This is a genomic window from Dehalogenimonas formicexedens (assembly GCF_001953175.1).
In the GTDB taxonomy this organism is placed as follows: Bacteria; Chloroflexota; Dehalococcoidia; order Dehalococcoidales; family Dehalococcoidaceae; genus Dehalogenimonas; species Dehalogenimonas formicexedens.
Genome location: NZ_CP018258.1, coordinates 565300 through 587701, shown reverse-complemented (window position 1 = coordinate 587701; position 22402 = coordinate 565300). Strand labels below are relative to the sequence as shown.

At 53.5% G+C, this 22402-nt stretch carries 20 protein-coding genes; 13 read left to right on the top strand and 7 right to left on the bottom strand.

Annotated features, from left to right (window positions below; translation table 11 throughout):
- Positions 1–57 precede the first annotated feature (57 nt).
- The 3 genes from Dform_RS03115 (at position 58) to ccsB (ending at position 3077) form a co-directional block, all read left to right on the top strand.
- Complete coding sequence (locus Dform_RS03115; protein WP_076003722.1) at positions 58–639, top strand: DUF4389 domain-containing protein; 582 nt, start codon at positions 58–60, stop codon at positions 637–639.
- Between the two features lie 167 nt (positions 640–806).
- Positions 807–2228 (top strand): cytochrome c biogenesis protein ResB, encoded by a 1422-nt coding sequence (gene resB / locus Dform_RS03110; protein ID WP_076003721.1) that lies wholly within the window; start codon positions 807–809, stop codon positions 2226–2228.
- On the top strand, positions 2229–3077 hold the full coding sequence (gene ccsB, locus Dform_RS03105) for a c-type cytochrome biogenesis protein CcsB (RefSeq protein ID WP_076003720.1): 849 nt from the start codon (positions 2229–2231) through the stop codon (positions 3075–3077).
- A gap of 85 nt (positions 3078–3162) precedes the next feature.
- Here the strand turns inward: ccsB and Dform_RS03100 are convergent, their stop codons facing one another.
- From Dform_RS03100 to rd, 4 genes are all read right to left on the bottom strand, one after another.
- Positions 3163–3576, bottom strand: coding sequence for a CoA-binding protein (locus Dform_RS03100; protein ID WP_076003719.1), 414 nt, complete (start codon positions 3574–3576; stop codon positions 3163–3165).
- 61 nt (positions 3577–3637) lie between these two features.
- Positions 3638–4495 (bottom strand): thiamine pyrophosphate-dependent enzyme, encoded by an 858-nt coding sequence (locus Dform_RS03095; protein ID WP_076005045.1) that lies wholly within the window; start codon positions 4493–4495, stop codon positions 3638–3640.
- 8 nt (positions 4496–4503) lie between these two features.
- The gene (locus Dform_RS03090) at positions 4504–6234 is read right to left on the bottom strand and encodes a 2-oxoacid:acceptor oxidoreductase subunit alpha (RefSeq protein WP_076003718.1); all 1731 of its coding nucleotides are present in this window, start codon (positions 6232–6234) and stop codon (positions 4504–4506) included.
- A gap of 30 nt (positions 6235–6264) precedes the next feature.
- The gene (gene rd, locus Dform_RS03085) at positions 6265–6423 is read right to left on the bottom strand and encodes a rubredoxin (RefSeq protein ID WP_076003717.1); all 159 of its coding nucleotides are present in this window, start codon (positions 6421–6423) and stop codon (positions 6265–6267) included.
- A gap of 356 nt (positions 6424–6779) precedes the next feature.
- On the opposite strand from rd, the gene Dform_RS03080 reads away from it, so the two are divergent.
- A complete protein-coding gene (locus Dform_RS03080) occupies positions 6780–7190 on the top strand; it encodes a hypothetical protein (RefSeq protein ID WP_076003716.1) in 411 nt (136 codons plus the stop codon).
- A gap of 163 nt (positions 7191–7353) precedes the next feature.
- Here Dform_RS03080 and Dform_RS03075 read toward each other — a convergent pair whose 3' ends face one another.
- Positions 7354–9498, bottom strand: coding sequence for an acetate--CoA ligase family protein (locus Dform_RS03075; protein ID WP_076003715.1), 2145 nt, complete (start codon positions 9496–9498; stop codon positions 7354–7356).
- A 131-nt stretch (positions 9499–9629) separates the two neighbouring features.
- Between Dform_RS03075 and Dform_RS03070 the strand changes: the two genes are divergently transcribed.
- From Dform_RS03070 to Dform_RS03055, 4 genes are all read left to right on the top strand, one after another.
- Positions 9630–10979, top strand: coding sequence for a TIGR04283 family arsenosugar biosynthesis glycosyltransferase (locus tag Dform_RS03070; RefSeq protein ID WP_076003714.1), 1350 nt, complete (start codon positions 9630–9632; stop codon positions 10977–10979).
- Complete coding sequence (locus Dform_RS03065; RefSeq protein WP_145925521.1) at positions 10954–11919, top strand: DUF3641 domain-containing protein; 966 nt, start codon at positions 10954–10956, stop codon at positions 11917–11919. Before Dform_RS03070 ends, Dform_RS03065 begins: the two co-directional genes overlap by 26 nt.
- A gap of 267 nt (positions 11920–12186) precedes the next feature.
- The gene (locus Dform_RS03060) at positions 12187–14670 is read left to right on the top strand and encodes a PAS domain-containing sensor histidine kinase (RefSeq protein WP_076003712.1); all 2484 of its coding nucleotides are present in this window, start codon (positions 12187–12189) and stop codon (positions 14668–14670) included.
- A 13-nt stretch (positions 14671–14683) separates the two neighbouring features.
- Positions 14684–15358, top strand: coding sequence for a response regulator transcription factor (locus Dform_RS03055; protein ID WP_076003711.1), 675 nt, complete (start codon positions 14684–14686; stop codon positions 15356–15358).
- A gap of 67 nt (positions 15359–15425) precedes the next feature.
- Here the strand turns inward: Dform_RS03055 and Dform_RS03050 are convergent, their stop codons facing one another.
- Positions 15426–16613: an MDR family MFS transporter gene (locus Dform_RS03050; RefSeq protein WP_076003710.1), complete on the bottom strand. Its 1188-nt coding sequence runs from the start codon at positions 16611–16613 to the stop codon at positions 15426–15428.
- A gap of 403 nt (positions 16614–17016) precedes the next feature.
- Between Dform_RS03050 and Dform_RS03045 the strand changes: the two genes are divergently transcribed.
- Positions 17017–17682 carry a DUF502 domain-containing protein gene (locus Dform_RS03045; protein WP_076003709.1) on the top strand — a complete coding sequence of 222 codons (666 nt, stop codon included), beginning with the start codon at positions 17017–17019 and terminating at the stop codon, positions 17680–17682.
- Positions 17683–17955: 273 nt separating this feature from the next.
- Positions 17956–18330 carry a response regulator gene (locus Dform_RS11790; protein WP_076003708.1) on the top strand — a complete coding sequence of 125 codons (375 nt, stop codon included), beginning with the start codon at positions 17956–17958 and terminating at the stop codon, positions 18328–18330.
- Here the strand turns inward: Dform_RS11790 and Dform_RS11545 are convergent.
- Positions 18256–18654 (bottom strand): hypothetical protein, encoded by a 399-nt coding sequence (locus Dform_RS11545; RefSeq protein WP_225973760.1) that lies wholly within the window; start codon positions 18652–18654, stop codon positions 18256–18258. The two genes, Dform_RS11790 and Dform_RS11545, sit on opposite strands and share 75 nt — an antisense overlap.
- Here Dform_RS11545 and Dform_RS11785 point away from each other — a divergent pair.
- The 3 genes from Dform_RS11785 to Dform_RS03025 all read left to right on the top strand — a co-directional run bounded on the left by Dform_RS11785 (position 18572) and on the right by Dform_RS03025 (position 22391).
- A complete protein-coding gene (locus tag Dform_RS11785) occupies positions 18572–18742 on the top strand; it encodes a DUF2795 domain-containing protein (RefSeq protein WP_225973741.1) in 171 nt (56 codons plus the stop codon). The genes Dform_RS11545 and Dform_RS11785 overlap by 83 nt on opposite strands.
- 189 nt (positions 18743–18931) lie before the next feature.
- On the top strand, positions 18932–20707 hold the full coding sequence (locus tag Dform_RS03030; RefSeq protein WP_076003706.1) for an adenosylcobalamin-dependent ribonucleoside-diphosphate reductase: 1776 nt from the start codon (positions 18932–18934) through the stop codon (positions 20705–20707).
- Positions 20708–20846: 139 nt separating this feature from the next.
- Positions 20847–22391: a reductive dehalogenase gene (locus tag Dform_RS03025; RefSeq protein WP_076003705.1), complete on the top strand. Its 1545-nt coding sequence runs from the start codon at positions 20847–20849 to the stop codon at positions 22389–22391.
- Positions 22392–22402 lie beyond the last annotated feature (11 nt).

The window sequence follows — 22402 nt, the reverse complement described above, 5'->3', positions numbered from 1 at the left end:
TTGAATAACGTAACTTTGTGATATAGACTTGAATCGAAGTAAATTAGGAGAAAAGAAATGATCCAAACCGCAACCCCCTACCCCGCAACCCTCTCCATCGACTACCCGGAAAAGGCTAGAGATCGGGTCAGCGTTGCTTTCAGGTTGTTATTGATGATTCCCATCGCGATCATTGTTTCGATACTGAGAGGAAGCACGCTGTTTATTGCTGCGTTACTCATGATTCTTTTCAGGCAAAAATATCCCCGGTGGTGGTTTGACTGGAACCTCAACCTAACCAGGTTCAATACCCGGGTAATGTCGTTCGTCGCCTTGCTCAGGGATGAGTATCCGTCGACAGATGAAGAGCAGTCGGTTCACCTTGATCTTGTATATCCGGACGCCAAACAGGACCTGGGTCAAGGAATGCCTCTGGTCAAATGGTTCCTCGCCATACCCCACTATTTTATTCTGGTGTTCCTCGGCCTTGCCGCTGTTGTTTGCGCCATCATCTCCTGGTTCGCCATCCTGTTTACCGGTAAAATGCCCAGATCTCTATTTGATTTTATTCTCGGTGTTATGCGCTGGGCGCTCAGGGTCAGCGCCTACGCTTTCCTTCTGATAACCGATAAATACCCTCCGTTTAGCTTGGAACCATAAGCCCCGATCGACGAATGAGAGCCGGCAATCTATGCGGGCTCTCGTTCTATTCGATTATTAGATTCCCTATTTGACCTCCATTAAAAAATAAGTCACTATATTATGAGCCGGTGGTATCGATCGGTGCGTTGTGGTTTTATTTATCATCATGAAAGGCATCCTTTGCATTGAACTATATCAAGTCGGCGTTTAACTGGTTCGTGCGATTATTCAGTTCCGTCAGGTTTGCCCTCTGGATTATCTTGCTTCTCGCCATCGTCAGCCTTGCCGGTACCCTCCTCAGGCAGATCCCCGCCCAATTGCTCGGCGACCCGGCGTTAAAGCAAGCGTGGATGGAACAAGTTGCCCAACCGCATTACGGCTCTTTCTGGTCTGCCGTATTTAACGGTTTGGGTTTATTCGACGTGTTCCATTCAGCCATATTCCTGATTCTCGGAAGCCTTCTTATCATCGCCATCGCTGTTTGCTCTCTAAAACGGATGCCCAGCCTCATCAAGACCAGCCGGGGCGTTGATTTGGAGAGCGCGACCCGCCTCCTTGAAAAAGGCAGCGCAACCCGTTCTTCCAGCAAAATTCCCGCCCCGGAGAATGTCGCCAACGTCCGCGGGTTCCTGACGAAACGTGGCTACCGTATAAGAACCCAGGAAACACCGGAAGGCAAAGTATTTGTCGCCGATAAAAACCGTTTTGCCCCATGGGGCACCTACGCCATCCATCTTAGCTTGATCCTTTTAACCGCAGGGTACCTCGTCGGAAGCGCCAAAGGATATTCCAATGACGCCTTTATCGTTACCGAAGGGGAGACCAGGGCAATCGGGTCGCCCTATGACGCGTCTATCAAACTTGTCGACTTCCAGGCTGATTTTTACGAAGACGGCAGCCCTAAAGACTATCGGAGCGATGTTCAAATCATAGTCGCCGGCCAAATAGTCAAAGAAGGCACGATACGCGTTAACTACCCTTTGAGTTACGGCAATCTGAATATCTACCAATCTTTTTATGGACCCGCCATAACCCTGGGGGTATCAGACTCAAACGGTAACCAGATTTTCAATGGGTTTATCGATCTGTCTGACCCATTCACCGTTGAAGGCATCACCCGTAACTCCGGGACCATCGATCTCACAGCCAATGGTGTTTTCGTTTTTGTCATCAGCTCGGCTGGACCCGGAGACCCGATCGTCCCCGATGGAAGCGTGCGCCTCGAATTTTACACCGCCTCGCCGGATACCGGGGGCGAGTTCCTTGACTCCATGGACATTCAGATCGGCAGCACCACCGAATTTCAGGGACTGGAATTCTCCCCGAGCGCCTTGATCGAATTCTCCGGTTTCCAATTACGCGAGGATCCCGGATTGAATCTCATCTGGGCATCTTTTATCTTGTTCATGCTGGGGTTGGGACTGGTTTTCTACTTCCCCCATCGCCAGATGGTCGTGGGTATCTATAGCGATCCCAAAGGGAGCCGTACCGCGTATCACATCCTCGGTAAGAAAAACCAGGCAGCCGTCGACGAGATGGAGACTTTTGCTAAAGTGATCGGAGCCACCGGCCAGATCCAACCCAAAAATACGGAGAGAAAAAAATAGATGGATGCAATGCAGGCAATTTTCTTTTGGGCTTCTTTGCTGTCGCTCGGCCTGATAACTATCGGCCTCATCGTTTATATAGCTAATCTGGCGGCAGCCCGCAAAAATCAGGACGCCGGTAAAACCGTCCGCCAGATCCTGGTTTTCATGATGTGGCTGGCATTCGCCCTTTTGTCGGGCGCTATCGCTGCCCGCTGGGTCGCCACGGGTCACGGCCCATTCTCAAGTATGTTCGAATTCGCCTTGGCCTTTGCTTGGGGCATCGTTGGCTTGGGCATCCTGTACTGGATGCGCTACAAAACGCTACTTGTTTCCGGAGCTTCATCCATCCTGGCGCTGGCTCTCATTGTGTTCGCCGCCTTCAGCACCGGATTCAATCCCACTCAATCCTCGGAGTTGGTCCCGGCGCTCCAGCAAAACTTCCTTCTTTCCACCCATGTCGCCGCGGCGGCATTGTCGTATGGAGCATTTGCCATTGGGTTTGTCACCTCGATAATGTTCCTGATGCAGCGTAAGAGAATCATCCCATGGATGCCACCTCCCGATAAGCTCGATCGGATCAGCTACAATACCGTCATCGTTGGTTTTCCATTACTTACACTGGTGATCATTCTCGGTGCCTTGTGGGCACACGTAGCCTGGGGTCGATACTGGTCTTGGGATCCCAAGGAAACCGCCGCACTTGTCACCTGGTTCTTCTATGCTGCCTATTTGCACACCAGAGTCGTCGTCGGCTGGCAGGGCGCCAGGTCTGCCGCACTCCTGGTGGTCGCGTTTCTGGCGGTGGTTTTCACTTTCTTTGGAAACTATTTCTTCTCCGGTCTTCACGCTTTTGAAACCGGCGGCTAGTCCTCCCCGTCCAAAATATCAAAGGTCGATGGCTTAAAAGCCATCGACCTTTTTCTTTAATCGTTGAAAGGATAAAAAAGATCGCTTAGTGGGTGGCGCCGGTGAAAGCGGCATGAGCCTTGGCGATGCATTTGTCCATGATGACGATCAAGCCGGCCTGCCTGGCTTTTTCCGCCGCTTCCTCATTGATCACGCCTTCTTGAAACCAAACGACTTTGGCTCCGATGCCTATCGCTTCATCAACTGTAGGCATCACCTTGTCTGACGCCCGGAATACATCCACCACCTCTATCTTCTCTGGTACCGAGGGCAAATCCGGATAGGTTTTTCTCCCCAGGACGGATTCAACCGTCGGATTGATCGGAATAACCTTGTATCCCGAGGCGATCAAATAGGCCATGACCGCGTTGGAATGGCGCTCTGGATCAGGCGATGCCCCGACAACGGCGACCGTCTTATATTTGGAGAGAATTTCTTTCTCGGTCTTGGTTACCCGCATCAAATTACTCCTTGATGCGGCATTTTCGAATATTCAATACCTATTGTCAATCTTTGGAGAATCAGGTAAAAGCTTCGAACAACTTCTCGACAGCCAGAGGATCGATAGATTGTCTAACCAACGGAGTCTGCTGGCTGACACCTACATAATCTTCAAATATCTCACGCTCGTGTTTATAAATGACCCCTATCGGTATTCGGTCACCCCATTCGAGCGCTTTCTGAAACGCGGCAGCCGAATCAGTGGGGTCGTATTTGGTTTCCCCTAGCTTGTAAACCCTGTCCTGGTACCACTCATAGGTGTTCTTTTTATTGAAGCTCACGCATGGTTGGAGCACCTCGATGAGGGCGAAGCCCTTATGCCTCACTCCTTGTTCGATCAACTGCGCCAGGTGATCAATTTCGCCGGCAAACCCGCGCGCCACGAACGAGCAATCACACGCCACCGCTACCGCCAACGGTCTAAGCGCGTGAAAGGCGCCCTCGGGGTTAAGTTTGCTGGTGACTCCCGCGTCGGTGGTTGGCGATACCTGGCCCTTGGTCAAACCGTAAACCTGGTTATTGTGCACCAGATAAGTCAGATCGGGATTGCGGTTCATAGCATGCATAAAATGGTTGCCGCCCTCGCCGTAGCCATCGCCATCGCCGGAGATGACAAGGACGTTGAGTTCACGATTAGCCATTTTTGCCCCGATCGCGGCGGGCATCGGCCTGCCATGAAGCCCGTTGAACACGTTAGCCGTCGTATAATGCGGCATCTTGCCCGACTGCCCGATCCCCGATACGAGCAACACCTGATGCGGGTGCAGACCCAAACCGACCAGAGCTTTGTTCACTGAGCGTAAAATTCCAAAATTCCCGCAACCCGGGCACCAGGCGCTTTCCGAACCAGGAGCATATTCCTTTATGTCAACTTTCACCCGGGTATTCACAGCAAGCCCTCCTCTTTCAGGGCGTTAACGATATACTCTGCGGTGAAAGCCCGGCCATCGTATTTGTGAATCCGTGCGTCAGCCGCAATACCGGTCTCTGACCGAATCAGTTTTTCCAATTGTCCGGTATAGTTGTTCTCGATAACGATGTTCTTATTTGCTCCCCCGAGAACCTTGGTCACTGCTTCAGCCGGGAATGGCCAAAGCTCATTGAACTGAACCACGGATGCATTGACCCCCATGGTTTCGAGAATTCCGCCCGCCTCGGCGATAGCGCCCGCCGTGCTTCCCCAGCCAATAAGATTCAACTTGGCATTTTCCCGGCGCCGGATAGTCGGCCCTTCGATCTCTTTCGCAAGACCTGTGTTTTTGCGCATGCGTTTGTCCATCATCTTGACCCGCTCTTCTCCGGCCTCGACGATGTGACCCCGTTCGTTATGTTCATCGGAGTCGGCGACAACCAGGGCTTTACCTTGTCCCGGGAACGCCCTCGGCGAAATACCGGCTTTGGTGAAGGCATACCGCCGGTAGTCTTCAGCTTTCTCCGCTTCTTCATCAGAAAGGATATCACCTCTGTCGATAACGACTTTCGATAAATCCGGTTTTGTCATCAGGTATGAGGAATTGCCCAAATCATGATCGGTCATAATCAACACGGGAGTCTGGTACTTTTCAGCCAGGTTAAACGCTTTAACGGCGGCCCAAAACGCCCCTTCGGCATCGACGGGAGCCAGGATAGCCCTGGGAAACTCACCCTGCCCGGCATGAAGGGCAAATAGTAGATCTCCCTGCTCGGTTCTCGTCGGCAGTCCTGTAGACGGGCCTGAACGCTGTCCCAAAACGACCACCATCGGCGTTTCGGTCATTCCTGCCAATGAGAGGGCTTCTACCATCAAGCAAAAACCGCCTCCGGAGGTCCCCGTCATCGCCCGAACCCCCGCATATGCCGCCCCCACAACCATGTTGGCAGCTGATATCTCGTCTTCCGCCTGGATGACGTGGAGGCCAAATTCGCGACCCCTGGAGGCCAGAAATTCAAGTATCGGAGTCGTCGGCGTCATGGGGTAACCGGCTACAAATTTACATCCCGCGGCCAGAACGCCCAAAGCCAACGCCTCATGCCCGGTAACCAGCATCTTGCCTGAAGGCTTGCCTTCTTTGAGGCGAAGTTGGAAGCCGGCAGGCCGGTTGACAGTCCCGAAGTCATACCCGGCTTGTCCGGCTTTGATATTGTCATCCACCATCTTGACACCATGGCGTCCGTATTCCTGGCGGAGGACATCGGCCAAGACATCGAAACTGTACCCCAGCAAACCGAGCGTTGCCGCTGCTGCAACCGTATTGCTCATCAGGACGTTGCCGGAAGTGTCGGCAGCGATTGTTTCGAGAGGAATGTCGAGGGCGATGATGGAGTTCTGTGGTTTTAAGCCCGTCTTTGCGCCGTCATAAATAATAACTCCTCCCGGCTGCAGATCTTTCCGATGAATTTCTACCGTCTCGGCATTCAGAGCCACCAGGATATCGATAGGGTCAATTGCCGAAGCTACAGGGTGCCCGCTTACCCTAACCCTGGTAAAGGAATGTCCGCCGCGAATCCTGGATTCAAAATCCTGATCGGCAAATATTTCGTAGCCGCCGCGCAACATGGTTCGGGCGACAACAGATCCTATTGATTGAACCCCCTGTCCCGCCTCCCCGCCGATCAATATATTCAGATCAACAACCATTTCGCCTCCAGTCGCAAGATGAAACTCCGATTACGCCTTGACGAACAGGTCCTTGGTAGCGCCACACACCGGACAAGCCCAGCTATCCGGTATATCCTCAAAGGGCGTACCCGGCTTTATGCCGCCATCGGGATCACCGGCGGCGGGATCATACGTATATCCGCAGATTGTGCATCGATATTTGGTCATCTTGGCAACCCTCCTTTTTCTCAGGATATATTGCCGGCAGGCTTAAGTCAAAAGAAGGTTTAACAATGTTCGCCTTGTTATTCGGCAATAATTTGTATCGTTTTATTACGCCATTATTCAGTAATATAATCAAAACAAATCTACACTTTCAGAAATAATTATCATTGTTCCGGGAGGGTTTCCGGGTTTATTGTCGCGGCCACAAAATATTCGAATGAGATACGTTTGAGCTTGTTTTGCGAAAAGATAATTTCGGCTTTACCATTTTTGATCTTATCTTATATATTCCTCTTTACATTTATTTAAATAATTGGTTATAATATATTCTGAAGTTAGTAATTGTTTAAGGAGTAAATATGACTGAAGCCAGAGTGTTCATTGACTTGAAAGAAGGCGTGATTGAACTCGAGGGTCCTATCGAATTTGTTGAAAAATACATCGCCAAATACGCCCCGGGAGGTGCCGCGGTTCAGACCGCCGTTGAAAAACCCGCCGCCAGGCGGGGCCCCGGCCGGCCCCCCAAGGCTGGAAAACCAGTCCGGAAGAAAAAGGTTTCCTGTGACAAGATCGTGGCTGATTTAACCGCAGCAGGTTTTTTCGGTCAGGAACGCGGCTTCGGAGCCATCAAATCCGAAATGACCGCCATAGACCCGGGTTGCTCAGATAACAAGATCCGCAAAGCGCTCAAGAATGCCATCGCCGCCGGTAAACTCGCCTCTAGCGGCGCCGGGCGCGGTATGAAATACGCTGAGCCTGCCGCCATCTAATAAATTTCAACAAATCTGTCAAAAGCCTGGAATAAATTCCAGGCTTTTTTGTTTCAGTATACAGGCCAGCATCCTGGTTCACTCGATTGAAGTATTAAGTCTGCCAGATTAAGCCAAATTTGCCTTTGTTAAATCAGGTCGCCGATCTGTACAGCTTTCTTTTTCATTTAGGCAGGGCGAGCCTTTCCGTCGAGCCTAATCGAATTCTAGCGTCGAGCACCGCATAGCCGCGTCCCTCTCCAAAAACCCTGACGGGGTTCAAGTCCATTTCTTTTATCCGTGGCACATCCTCCACCAGCGCCGATAACCTGAGTAATAATTCCTCGATTGCAGGTACATCCGCGGGAGGCGCCCCGCGAAATCCCTCCAGAAGCCTGTAGGCCTTGACCGAACGGACCATTTCCTTTGCATCCGCATCCGTCAAAGGGGTAATCCTGACTGTCGAATCCTGAAACAATTCTGTGTAAATACCGCCCAACCCGAAAAGTATCAGCGGCCCGAATATTGCGTCGTGGTTGATTCCGGCGATAACTTCGGTGCCTGTCTCCGCCATCTTTTGAACATAGACCCCCCTGATGCCTTTTATAAGCCCGGCAATTCGCATTTTCTCCATCATGTCGTCATACGCTTGCTTAAGCTCTTCGGGTGACCCGATCTCCAAAGAGACGCCGCCTGCTTCCGTTTTGTGCAAGATAGCAGTGGAATCGATTTTAAGGGCAACAGGAAAGCCGATCTCTTGCGCCGCATCGATAGCCCGCTCAAGGTTTTCTGCGGCACGGATTTCCTGGGTCATTATGCCATAGGCCTGGAGCAGCGAAAATGCGGTATCAGGTTCAAGCCATCCGTCTAGAGCGGAATCAATGATCTTCTTAGCCCGTTCCCGGTCGATATCGAGAAACTCAGGCGCTGTTCCCTTCGGTTTCTGCCTTTGTCGGCTATACTCCAGTGCCTTCGCCAGAGCATGGACAGCAGCTTCAGGAAACGCGAACGACGGTACCCCGGCCGTCCCCGCCGGTAAGGTTGTGCCTGGCACGCACCCTCGCTGCCCCATGAACGAAGCGATCAGGGGTTTGCCGCGCCGGCGGAATTCCGGAGCCAGATCCCTGATCACCGTCGCCACTTCTTCAGGGCAGGCGAAAACCGGGGGGATGAAGATAACGATGACCGAATCTATATTGTTATCACCCGCCAACAAAGATAGCGCACCCCGATACTCCGCCGCCCCGACATCGGTGATGTCTATCGGGTTTCCCAGTGATGCCCGTACCGGCAATAATGCCCTGAGCCCAGCCACTGTTTCGGCCGAAAGGTGAGTCAACTCAAGCCCCGCCGCCGAACAGGCATCGGCGGCCAGCGCACCCGGGCCGCCGCCGTTGGTCAAAATAGCTATCCGGTTACCTTTGGGAAGGGGCTGCCTCGAAAGGACGTCCGAAACGTCGAAAAGCTGTTCCAGATCGTCCACCCTGATTATCCCGGTCTGGGCAAATAAAGCGTCAACCGCTACGTCGACCGTTGCCAGCGCCCCGGTGTGAGAGGCTGCCGCCTTGGATCCCTGCGCCGTTCTCCCGCTCTTGACGGCGACTATCGGTTTGTGGGGTGAAATCGATCTGGCCAGCCGGGCAAATTTCCTGGGATTGCCGAACGATTCCAGGTAAAGCATGATGACCGAGGTGTCAGGATCATCCCGCCAGTACTCCATAAGGTCGTTTGAGGATACGTCCGCCCGGTTGCCCACGCTGGCAAAGGTCGAGAGCCCGATATTGAGGTTTTTAGCATACTCCAGTATCACCAGTCCCAGTGCCCCGCTCTGGGTTGCCATGGCTATGTCTCCCCGAGGTGGAAAGACGTGGCTGAAGGTGGCATTGAGGGAAACGTCGGGGTCGGTATTCAAAACCCCCATACAGTTTGGTCCGACCAGCCTCATCCCGTGGTGGCGACAGATGGATGCCAGGTCCCGCTGCCGGTTGACGCCTTCCTTGCCGTTTTCGGCGAATCCGGCAGATATCACCACCAGGGACTTAACCCCTTTCAAGCCGCATTGCTCAGCCGCTTCAAGAACGAATTCAGCCGGCACGGCGATTACCGCCAGTTCGACCGGTTCTGGAACATCGAAAATCGACGGATACGCCTTGATCGACGCTATTTCTTTGGCATTAGGGTTGATTGGAAATACCGGACCTTTAAATGAGCTTTCCAGTAAATTATCGAAGATTTTTTTTCCAAGACTCCCATCATGCCGTGACGCCCCGATTACGGCAACGGACCTGGGTTTGAGGAGAGATTCCAGCGAACGCCTTTTTTCATTCATCTGATCACCGCATGCAATCTTATCAGGTATCACAGTTCCGATTGTAATTCAGGCTGAACAGTTGGGCAAAATTTAAGACGCTGGTATAATCGCAACGGTCCATTGGATTCCATACAGTCATGGAGCGCAGGATGACCCTTTTCTCCGTAATCATCCCAACTTTGAACGAACAAAGCATTATCGGTCAGTGTATAGATGGTGTCCGCAAACTCGGTCCGGACGTTGAAATCATCGTTGCCGACAGCGGCTCCACCGATTCTACGACCGAGATTGCCCGCGGCAGGGGCGCTAAAGTTATTTCCTCTTCGCCTGGCCGCGGCGGTCAGATGAATGCCGGCGCAGCGGTAGCCGGGGGTGATATCCTCGTCTTTTTGCATGCCGATACCTTCTTGCCCGAAGGCGCCTTTGCCCGGTTGGCAGCCTTTTTCCGGGACCCCCAAACAGAAATCGGCGTGTTCCATCTTAAGTTCGATTCCCGCCACTGGCTGCTAAAGTTATTGGAACGGCTTTCCGGGGTGAGGCCGTACTGGTTCCGGTTCGGGGATTCATCGATTACCGTCCGCCGCACCGTTTTCATGGAGCTGGGCGGTTTTCCCGATCAGCCTCTTTTTGAGGACCTTGAATTCTTGCGTAAAGCTAACCGTAAGACCCGGGTAATACTCTTCCCGTTATATGTGACCACATCGGCGCGCCGGTTCACGCATACCGGAATCTGCCGCCAAACGTTTCGAAACATCCTGTTAACGCTGCACTATCTGGCCGGTGCCGCGCCCAAAGGTTTGTCCCTCGCCTACGAGCGTACCTCCGATCGCGCCAGTAAGTGTTTTCTGATGATGATGGTGCGTTATCCGGAACCCGGGAAGGTCAAATCCAGACTAGCTTCAGGTGTGGGTGAGAAGTCCGCGGCAAAAATCTACCGCTTTTGCGCGGAGTCTCTTTTTGGCGCTGCCGCCGCGCTGCCCGATGCTATCGCCAGGTACCTTTATTGTGCCGAAGCCTCCGATTGCGGCCGCATTTCATCTTGGGCGGGCGGCAGATTCGAAAGCCTTGCCCAACCAGAGGGGGACCTTGCGGTCCGGCTTACCGCTGGATTCGACATGGCTTTTGCCAAAAGTGCGGCCATGGTAGTGATCATCGCCAGCGATATCCCGGACCTCAGACCACGCCACATAAAGACCGCGTTCGCTGCTTTAGAGGAAAAAGATGTTGTGCTTGGCCCGTCTCCGGATGGCGGCTTCTACTTGATTGGCCTGAAACGGTCTTCACCTTTTTTGTTCAAGAACATCGCCTGGAGTTCATCCTCGGTTTTGGCCCAGATGCAGGGTAATATAAGGGCAGCGGGGCTTTCGGTCGAAATTCTGCCAGAGCTGCTAGATATAGATACTTTAGAAGACTGGATCATGTGGAAGGCTGGCCGGGACGGGAATAACCGTCAACCGGAAATCGGAGATACCTTTGGGCACGACTATGCTGCGGCTTGATACACCGGATACGGCGTTCGTCCATTGGCTGAACTCACGGCACTTAAATCCGTCACCGAAGACGGTCGATTCCCTGTGGCTGAATATCACTAGCCTCTGCAATCAACGCTGCGCCCACTGCCATGTCCGGGCTTCGCCAGACTCCGGAATCCACATGACAGATGACATCATTCAGCAGTGCCTTAGGGTTCTCGAAAAATTCCAACAGATCAGAACCGTGGATCTCACCGGCGGCGCCCCGGAACTTCATCCCGGATTCGAACGGATTGTCGGTGCGCTCACGGAGATGGGTAAAAAGGTGGTTGTCCGTCATAATCTGACTGTTACCCTCGATGGCAATCCGGTTACGGGCGAATCAAAGCTGGCGCTGCCGCAGTTTTTCGCTGACAACCAGGTGGAGATTTTAGCGTCCCTGCCGTATTTGGAGGCGGGACCGACCGATGCCGTCAGGGGGCGCGGGGTTTTCCGAAAAAGCATCGAGTCCCTGCGGCTGCTGAACGCGGCCGGCTACGGAACTCGTGGATTGGCTCTGATCTTGGTTGTGAACTCGGACCAGCCGCTGACCCTCTCCGGCAGAATTGAGCTCGAACAGCTTTTCAAAAGTAGGCTGGGCGAATTTGGCATCATGATTGATGGAATCTTGACCGTGACCAACCTGATTATCGGGCGGCATGCCGTCTCCCTTCGGCGCCGGGGCAGACTACGTAATACTGAAAATAGCCTGCGCCGGTCAGCCATTGAATTGTCAATTGAACGCGCCCTGTGCCGGTCGCGCTTGAGCGTCGGGATCGATGGCCGGCTTTATGACTGTGATTTCAACTTCGCGCTCGGATTACCCGTAGGAGACATTTTCGCCTTCGACCTCGATCGGCTATTGGCCCGCGATATCAGATTTGGGGAGCATTGCTATGGCTGTATTGCAGGGGCAGGCAGTGGTTGAGCGGGCGAAAATCCACTGCCCGTGCCGGCAGTTTGAATCGATGCCCATAAAAAATCGGGGTTGGATCGCCGGGAGCTTCGTTTAACGGAAATCCAATTGAAGCGCCGGCAGCCATGCGTGGCCGAAGTATGCTTTTCATAACCTTGGCCTAATTATTTTTTTCAAATATACCATGGATTTTTACCATGAAACTATTGTCAACCTGCGCCTAAAACGTTACAATAGCTTCAAATCATTAAGAAAAAAGGCACACCCTTGGCGATGGCGATGCTCCATTCAGGACAGACACTGGAAACCGCCTACAAGTTTCTTGCGATCGCTAACCGGCATGTCGAGATCAGACCACTGCTGGTTGAATTCCTTGCAGAGTTCAAAGGACTGACCGGTTGCTCTGCGGTTGGAATCTTGGTGCTGGATGGAGAGCAGAACACCGAATGCGCCGTTTTCGAAGGATTCTGCCAGGATTCCTTCAAACTCGAAAACTTTCCGGTGACTGGTATTGACCGGCGCATATGCACCGATGTTATCGCCGGCACTACTGATCCTTCGAAACCGTTTTATACCGAAATAGGCTCTTTCTTCATAAACCGGAGGAGCGATTTTCGGGCCACGGTTTCGGATGATGAAAAGGGTCAGCCCCGCAATGACTGCAATGCTCACGGCTATGAATCTGTCGCTCTGATTCCGATAAGATCGGGGACATCGATATTTGGCCTGATCCACGTGGCAGACATGCGTGAAAACATGGTCCCGGCCAGTCTGGTCGGCGAGCTTGAAAAGATCGGCCTCGTGCTGGGCAATGCCATCCAGAGGGTGCGTCTTACCCAGTCGCTCCGCGATAGCGAACAGCGCTTCCGTGCCCTCTTCGATAACACTGGCGATGCCATCATCCTCTGGGAGGTTCCTGATTCCGGCGGTGAAACCCGGGTTATCGAGTCAAACCAGGTCGCCTGCGATAGATACGGTTACACCCGCGATGAGATGCTTCGGTTGACGGCTCGCGACCTCAACACGCCTGAAAGTTATGCAAAGACCAACGTCAGCTCCGAGACGTTCCAGAGGACCGGGCATTTGACCGTCCAACTCGTTCACCGCACCAAATCGGGACAACCCATACCGTCGGAGGTGGCCGCCCATAGGTTCGAACTGAACGGCAAACCGGTAATATTATCTGTAATTCGCGACATCAGAAAAAGATTGGAACAGGAAGCCGAGATCCGCAGTTTAGCCGCTTTTGCGCTGTCCAACCCAAGCCCGATCCTTCGGCTTTCAAATAAAGGAGTGATCCTTTTTGCGAATCCTGCCGCGGTACCGCTTCTCCGGGAGTGGCGAGTCAGTATTGGCGATGTCCTTCCTTCTCCGTGGCCTGAACGGGCCTCAAACAATTGGAAAACCGGAGAAGAATTCGAAACGGAGATTGAGATCGGCGGTACGGCCTACGCCCTGACTCTGTTTCCGGACAAAGAAAACGGTTTCCTGAACCTCTACGGTCTTGACATCACCAGCCGAAAAACGGTTGAGCGGCAACTTAAGGAGAGCCTGGACCGGCTGGAAAAATTGAACAATTCCTTGCCCGATGCTATTTTTGTCGTCCGGCGGCCGGGGAATCGCATTGAATACGTCAATCGCCGGGTGATAGAAATGTATGGTTATGCCGCCGAGCAGTGCCTCGGACGGACTCCCGGCTTCCTGTTTCCAGATCGTGCTTCGTACCTGGCTCAATCGCGCCGCCTTTCTGTGGCGATTCGCGGTGGAAAAGCTGCCGAAGGACTTCGCACTGAGACGTTTCAGCGCCGAGAGAGTGGAGAGGTTTTCCCTTGCGAATTGATCCAAACCTTTCAAAGTCACCCCGACGGTTCGCTCTCAACCATTAACATCGTCCGTGACACCACGGAGCAAAGAAACTCCCAGGCAGAGATAGAGCGCTACCAGCACCGGCTTGAGGATATGGTTGCGGTTAGGACACAGGCATTAGGTTCGGAGATAATCCAGCGGCAGAAAGCCGAGAATGATTTACGCCTGCTCTTCGACAGGGAACAAACCCTCTCAAGCGCCCTCAGGCAGCAGATTGAAGAGCGTTCGCTCTACACCCGGGCGCTGGTGCATGAGCTCAAAACCCCCTTAACTCCGCTCTTGACCGCTTCCGATTATCTTGAGGCCAGCCTGACTGATGAAACAGCCCGCCGCTTTGCCCACAACATCAAAGCCGGCGCCCGGAATATGGAAAAACGGATCAACGAACTGCTGGACCTCGCGCGAGGTGAAGTCGGCACGCTTCGTCTCACCTATCGTTCTTTCGATCTTGTAGGCCTCCTGGCAAAGATCGCGGAATACGTCCAGCCTGAAGCCGCTCACCGCGGGATCCATCTTGAACTGGACTTACCCCAGACGCCGATCCAGATCAGCGCCGATCCCGACCGTTTGCGCCAGGTGGTATCTAATCTCCTGTCTAACGCGTTCAAGTTCTGCCGCAAAGGCGGCCATGTCAAAATATCGGTCCGCCCAGAGGCTGACGGACCCTTAATCGCGGTAGCCGATGACGGCACCGGTATATCGACCGCTGACCTTCCCCATATTTTCGAGGCGTATCATCGCGGACAGAATACCGATAAAAAACGCCTCGGCGGTCTTGGGTTGGGCCTTGCCCTGGCGAAAATGTTCGTGGAATTGCACGGCGGTCAGATCTGGCTGAAAAGCGCCATAGGTAAAGGCAGCACTTTTTATTTCAAGGTACCCTGTAGTAAATCGTAAAGGAGAGAATGGCATGAAAATCTTGATCGTGGAAGATGACGGCGCCATCGTCGAACTGGTGAGTCTGTGCCTGCGGGTGAGTTGGCCTGATTCCCGGATTGTGTTTACCGGGCTCGCCCAGGAGGGCATCGAACTTGCCGACAAGGAAAACCCCGACCTGATCATTCTTGACCTCGGTCTGCCTGATAAAAGCGGCCTGGAGATGTTGAAAGAGGTCCGCGCCCATTCGAGTGTTCCGGTAATAATCCTTACCGTACGTGACGAAGAGTCGGATGTGGTTCGGGGATTGGAGCTGGGAGCCGACGATTACATCACCAAACCGTTCCGCCAGATGGAATTTGTCTCCCGCGCCAAGGCTCTGCTGCGCCGCCAGCGGGCAGGTGACAGCGGCTCACCGATTTCTCTGGGACAGTTCCATTTTTCTGCCTCACGCCGGCAGATCACCTGTGGCGAGCAGAGCGTTAAGCTGACCACCACCGAAGGCAAAATGCTGTATTGCCTGGCCCAGAACATGGGCAAACCCGTTTCCCATAACGACCTTTCGATGTCTATCTGGGGTGAGATTCCGGCGGATGCCGCCAATTCCATCCGGGTACACATGCGCAATCTTCGGCAGAAACTCGGAGCTATCGGTATGCAGGGCTCCATCATGACCAAATCCGGTACCGGTTACCTGATAAAAAAATGATCTGATGGTTGGTGCCTATCGAAAACGAGTTGGGACTTTGAATCCCAACTCGTTTTCGATTTTCGAACTAGTCCTGAGTTGCCATTGCGCCGGCAGCCGAAGGCCTCAATTTCTTACCCCAGGCGTAAAAAGCCAGGCCGGCGAACATGATAACCGAAGCGATAGGCAGCCAGACCGACAACCGCCCGTCTGGCGCCGTTGAATCGAGCAAGAACCCGCCGAGCGTCGGTCCCAGAGATACCCCCAGGGTCTCCGATAACCCGTAAAAACCCTGGTAGCGTCCCCGCCAGCTCTTCGGCGACAACTCACCTACCACCGCCATCGACATCGGAGAAAACAAAACCTCGCCCACGGTGATGATAGCCATCGCACCCAGGGCCATTCCGTAGGGGCCGACGAAACCCATTGAAAGATATCCCAGGGTGTACACGGACATACCCAGAAGCAGCGCCGTCGCTTTGTCCAGTTTGCCTATCCATCTGGTGGCGGGATACTGCAGCAGCACCACCATTATCGCGTTCAAAGTCAAAAGAGAGCCGTACTGGACGGTAGAAAAACCGACTCGTTCCACCGTATAAACGGACATCGTACTAATGAACTGGCCGAGACCCATGAAAGCGATGACACTGATGATGGTGAAGACCAAAAACGTCCTGTCCTTGGCCGTGGACAGGGCGGCAGCAAAACTAACCTGTTCGGTCCCGCCGCCAACGTGACTTTCTTTGAGATGGGTAACGGTGACAAAAAGGCAGATGCCGCTGATAACCGCGGCGCCGACGAACAGCCAGGCGTAAGATGTAATCGCCCAGAAATATCCCCCGATCGCCGGGCCGAATCCGAAGCCCAGGTTTTGCCCCATGCGAAGGATGCCGTAACCTTCGGCTAACCGGGCTTTCGGCATCAGATCAACAATTAGTGCTTGCGTAGCCGGCCGTGCCGCCATAAGCCCGCAGCGCACCAGGAAATAGACGGCAACGATAGCCCATACCGGGGCGACCGCGTTGATCAGAATCGCCATGACCACGAACAGCGACCCCGCCAGTGCCATACTCACCAGGATGATCGGTCTCCTGCCGATTCTGTCCGACATCATACCGGCCGCCATCTGGGCTGCCGAGGCTATCAAGCCACTCCCGAGGATGATCAATCCCACCATCACCATCGACACGCCGCGTTGAGTATTGAGGTAGAGCGACAGGAACGGGAGTGAAAGAGAAAAACTGGCCGAGTTCAGCACGCCGATGATCGTAACCATCCACACGCCCGGCGGAAAACGCCTGAATATCGGGTTTGAAAACAGCCCTTTTTGGGGTAATTTATATTGAGGGTATGGAGAATCCGTCAATTGATTAGTTCCAAGTATTTCTTTTGTATCGAAAAATGCTACCCAGTGTACTCCCAGCAAACGCATTTAGCAACGCCCGGAAAGCCAGTTTATTTTGTACTTCAGATATATATCATGCTACCCCGGGTGTATTTCCGGCGCCCTGATTCTGGTCGGTGAAGGTGAAACCTGTGAGTCATGAGTCTGCGCTTAGCCTTTTTGCTGGACAAATCAACCGCGCCCGGCGAATTTTGAATTTTATACCGAAGTATGCACCTTAATTGCTAAAGCGTTTATAATGATGCGGCAACCTAGGAGTCAATGGAGCGCGATATTGGCTGAACCGGAAATGACGACACATAACGGCACTGCCTGGCTTCAAAACATCGGGCGAACCTTCCTTGCCGGCCTGGTAGTCATTTTGCCTGGCGCGCTGATTTTCCTCGGAATTGTCTGGCTATTCGATATTGCCGACGGTATCCTCCGGCCCCTGGTTAACCTCATTTTCGGTCGTAGCTTCCCCGGCCTCGGCATTTTGCTGACGCTAATACTGATCCTCATTGTGGGGGTTGTAACATCAAATACCATCGGGGACAGCATTGTCAGGTTCGGTGAATATCTGGTTCAACGGCTTCCGGTGCTGGGACAGATTTATTCCGGAGCCAAACAGGCGGTTCAGGCCATCTCAGTCCCCGGGGCCTTCAGAGGCGGCTTCCGGAAGGTCATTATTCTTGAATATCCCCGGAAAGGGGTTTTCACCCTGGGGTTCATCACCAATAAGGTCAAGGATCTTGACGGTAGCCCGTTCGTGACCGTATTCCTGCCCACCACCCCTTTACCCCACACCGGAATGTGGATTCTTGCCTCCAGGGATCAGATCCTCGATACTGACGTATCGTTTCTTAAAGCGATCGAAATGACCATTTCCTGGGGAATATTATCGCCAAAGCAGATCTCGATGCGTAGATCGGGCGATGTCAGATCACCGGGAATGAGATAAGTTAATATTCATTAACGCTGTATTGTTCCCCAACAAATATCGATAAATTCCTGAGTGCTCCTAGCTCAAAGGAAGCGAACTGAGAAAATAGTCATTCGGAGTTTCCCATTAGGCTGACGGGCATGTCCGGTTTCTGCCATTATTTTATTTAATTTTTGTAACTTTTTTTCACCATCTTACCACAATACTGTAACCGTTATGGGAGATCGGCCGTAACTTTCAGTAACTATTTTTTCGGCCAAAATTCACTTAGCTCAACTAAACTTATAGCTAATGAAAGTATGGGCGGCAACCTGTGATTCAGCGGTCCTTGATCTTCTTAACACCGCCGTAAGAATGCGTTGGCCCAGTTCCGGGCGATTGATCGTCCCCAGTTCGTTTACCCGGGAATCATGGACCGGCGCCCGGGATTGCGATCTGGCTGTCGTCGATACCAGCATAGCAAGTATCGACCCGTGCTGTCTCATTCAATCGGTAAAGAACGATACCAATATACCAATTCTTGTTTTGTCCGACCCTAAAAGTGATCAAACACTTACCGCTAGGGCGCTGGCGAGCGGGGCAGAGGATTATTTATTTAAGCCTGTCGAGATAATCGACATGATTTTTCACATGGAAGCCGCCGCCCAGATAAGGCTGGCCAAATGACCAGAGAAGACATTCTATGATAGTCATGCTTGCGTTAACCGCGTTCATCCTGGCCGTGTCAATTATCGCTGCCGCCAAGATCAGGAACGAGTCTTCCGGCTGAAGGGCGTAGAAAATATTTATGGTTTCAAGAATGGTTAGGCTGCAAAGACCGATTTCTTGGGTCAACGCCAAACCCGTTTCCACTCCTGCCGGAAAAACGGTGGTGAATTCGGACGCCATCGCGCTTTTCCTCAATGGTTTGACTTTTCCGGCTACTAAGCCGGAGGTCCTGGCCAACGCCGAGAAAAATGCCGCGCCGGATAATGTTATGGCCTTTTTCAATAACCGTTTGCCCCTCCGTAATTTCCGATCTGTCGGAGATGTGAGTTTCACCGTGTTTACCAGTTCGTACTTTTTTGGACAGGATTGAAGCTTTTTTAACAAAGGAATATTCCTTGAAGGCAAGCCTCTCGGTGGGGGAAACCAGGGCCGCCGGGCTGTTGCGACCAGTCCGGCTTAATAGTGCTGTGAAACCCCTCCCGTGGGCCTCCCTGGGTGTAATCGGGGTTCACCGCGAGGCTTGCCGGATTTAATGAGTGCTCCCTTTTAAGGAGAATAAATGGTCCTGGCAACACAAAAAGATATCACGCCGACGCTCGAACCCAATGCCCTGCGGGTACTGGAGAAGCGTTATTTGCGCCGCGACCGGACAGGTAGCATCATCGAGTCGCCGGCGCAGATGTTCCGCCGGGTCGCCGGTTTTGTGGCATCGGCTGAGCGCGGTTATAACCCTAAAGCGGATGTCGATGGCGTTGCGGATGAATTTTACCGGGTCATGGCCTCTCTTGAATTCCTGCCCAATTCCCCCACCCTTCTGAACGCCGGAACCGAAGCCGGTCAGCTTGCATCGTGTTTTGTTCTGCCGGTACCAGATTCGCTGGAAGAAACCTTCGATGCCGTGAAATACACCGCCATGATCCACAAAAGCGGCGGCGGCATCGGCTTCAACGTGTCTCATATCAGGCCGACAGGCAGCGCCGTGGGTGAACATCTGGATGCTGCCGGTGGACCGGTCGCGCTTATCCATGTATTCGCCGGGGCGGCAGACTATATCCGGCAGGGTGGAGTAAGGCGCGGCTGCAATTCAGTTGTGATGAGTGTCACTCATCCTGACATCCTCCATTTCATTAGCGCCAAGAGCAACCCCAACACCTTGACCAATTTCTATAACTCAGTTTCGGTCACCGATGAGTTTATGGCCAGGGTTAGGTCAGGCGAGGATTATACGCTGGTTGCCCCTAATACCGGCGAACCAGTCGGGAAACTGAACGCGGCTGAAGTCTTCAATCGCATCGTCGACCAGGCCTGGTTTACCGGCGATCCCGGTCTTGTCTTCATCGATCGCATCAACCGCGACAACCCCACCCCGGAGCTCGGAAGGTTGGAAACAATCACAGGCTGCGGCGAACAGGCCTTGTTGCCTTACGAATCATGCAACCTCGGCTCCATTAACCTTGCCGCCATGCTGAAGATAGAAAATGGCTCGCTCTGCATTGATTACGAACGCCTTGGGCAATTGGTGCCGGTGGCCGTCCGTTTCCTTGATGACGTCATCGATGTCAACAGGTTCCCGATTCCCCTGGTCGAACAGATCACCAGGAAGACCAGGAAGATTGGGCTTGGAGTCATGGGTTTTGCCGATATGCTTATCAGGTTGGGTGTTCCGTACAACTCCACCAAAGCTATCGGGATCGCTGAAGAACTCATGGAGTTCATTTCCCGGCGAGCCCGGGAAGCTTCACACCAGTTAGCCCAGGAGCGCGGCGTCTTCCCTGCCTGGTCCGGCAGCATCTATGAAAAACGCGGCCTCCCCATGAGGAATGCCGCCTGTACCACTATCGCCCCGACCGGCACCATCTCCATTATTGCCGGAGTGTCTTCCGGCATCGAGCCGATCTTTGCGGCAGTCTTCGTCCGGAACATTCTCGACGGTGAAAACCTGCTGGAGATCAACCCGTATTTTGAGAGAGTGGCCCGCGAGCGCGGCTTCTACACCCGGGAACTTATCGAGCAATTGGTGACCTCAAACCACCTCCACATTCGGAAAGAGGTCCCCGAGGACGTACGAAAAGTCTTCGTCACCGCCCATCGGGTTTCGCCCGACTGGCACGTCCGCATCCAGGCGGCGTTCCAAAGGCACATCGATAATGCTGTCAGTAAGACGGTCAATTTCCCCAAAAGTGCCACCCGGGAGGACATCGCCCGCGTTTTTATGATGGCTTTCGAGCAGGGTTTAAAGGGCATTACCGTTTACCGGGACCAGAGCCGGGACCTTCAACCACTATGCACCAGTGAAGAAGGCATGCAACTCGTCGACCGAATGTTCGTTGGGTAATGAGTGCTGATATCGGGTTCTTGACATGAGGATTTTGGAGGCAGGATGAGTCTGACGCCCGGGAGAGACCGGGCGGCACCGGGAAAGACCGGAAAGGCAATCGGGATAGACCGGTAAATAATTAGAACAGGAGAATCACATGTCTATATTCCACGGAACCGTATCCCGCCGTGATTTCATGAAAAATCTCGGCCTGGCCGGGGCTGGAATCGGCGCCGCCGCTTTAGTCGCGCCCACCTTCCATGACCTCGACGAACTTGCTGCTTCCAGCGGTGCCGCCCCCAAACGTCCCTGGTATGTTAAGGAACGCCCGTTGCTGAACCCGACTACAGAGATCGACCAGTCGCTCCTCAAGCGGTATGACCGGCGTTACCAGTCCCAGACCACCCTCTGCAAATCATACTATACCGAAACCTGGGCCCGCAGGGACGCGGCTGCCGCCAAAGGCAAGGCTATCTCCGACGCTCGTACCTTCGAGACCCCGGGCTACACCCTGCGGTCGAGAGTCATGTCCAGCGCAGCTCTGATGCGCCTCGACTGGGCGAAGAGCTGGACTGGTCCCAAAGCTACAACCACAGGAACCTATTCACCCTCCAAAACTCCCTCTGACCTCGGCACCACCAAGTGGACCGGCACCCCGGAAGAAGCCTCCAAGATGATGAACGCGGCTCTTCGGTATTACGGCGCCTCCCATACCGGTTACGCCGAATTCGATGACTTCTGGCAGGGCAAGATGTTGACTGCCTACACCACCAAGGGTGCTACTGCCGAGTACAAGGGCGGTACCTATGAGAGCAACCTTCCCACGGAGAAGAATTCCCTGAAGTACACCGTTGAGAATGTGCCCGCTCCCGTGGATCTGGAATCCACCGAAGGCAAGATGGTTATTCCCTCCAGCTTCAGGTCGGTCATCTGGGCCAGCCCGCCCGTTGCCCGCCAGTTCCTGAAGACCCCTAATGCATCCAAGGGCTACTACACTACCAGCTTCCCGGGTCCCAACGGCACAGGTGGCACCCTCTCCGACTTCATCTACGGCGGCCTGCACCGTTTCGTACGCAGCCTGGGCTACCAGAGCTGCTCCAACACCGGTCATCAGACCGAAATCTTCAATGTGAACGGCGCCGGCGTCATGGTTGGCGGTGAAGAATCATCCCGCCAGCAGAACTACGGCCTGACCCCGGAATTCGGCCCAGCTCAGTATCCGACCACCTTTGTTACTGATCTGGAGTTGGCGCCAACCAATCCGATCGACGCTGGCATGTGGAAATTCTGCCAGACCTGCGGCTTCTGCGCCATCAATTGCCCCGCCGGCTGTATCGAAACGGCCAAGGGCAGCAACGTCGCGACATACGAACCGCCAAACTTCGAGGGCAAAGCCCGCACCTTCCACAACCTCGGACCCAAGATGCTGTGGAACAACTATGTCCGCTGCCAGGAGTATCGCTCCGAGGCTTCCGGCTGCAGCCAGTGCTGGGGTTATTGCACCTTCTCCATCGATAGCGCCGCCATGGTCCACGCTCTGGTCAAGCAGACCATATCGCAGACCTCTCTTTTCAACAGTTTCTTTGCCACCATGGGCGAGAAATTTGGTTACGGCGCCATGGACAACCCGGAAGACTGGTGGGATATGAACCTCCCGGTCATGGGTATCGACACCGCCGGTACGGCGACAAAAGGCCGGTAATCAACACAAAA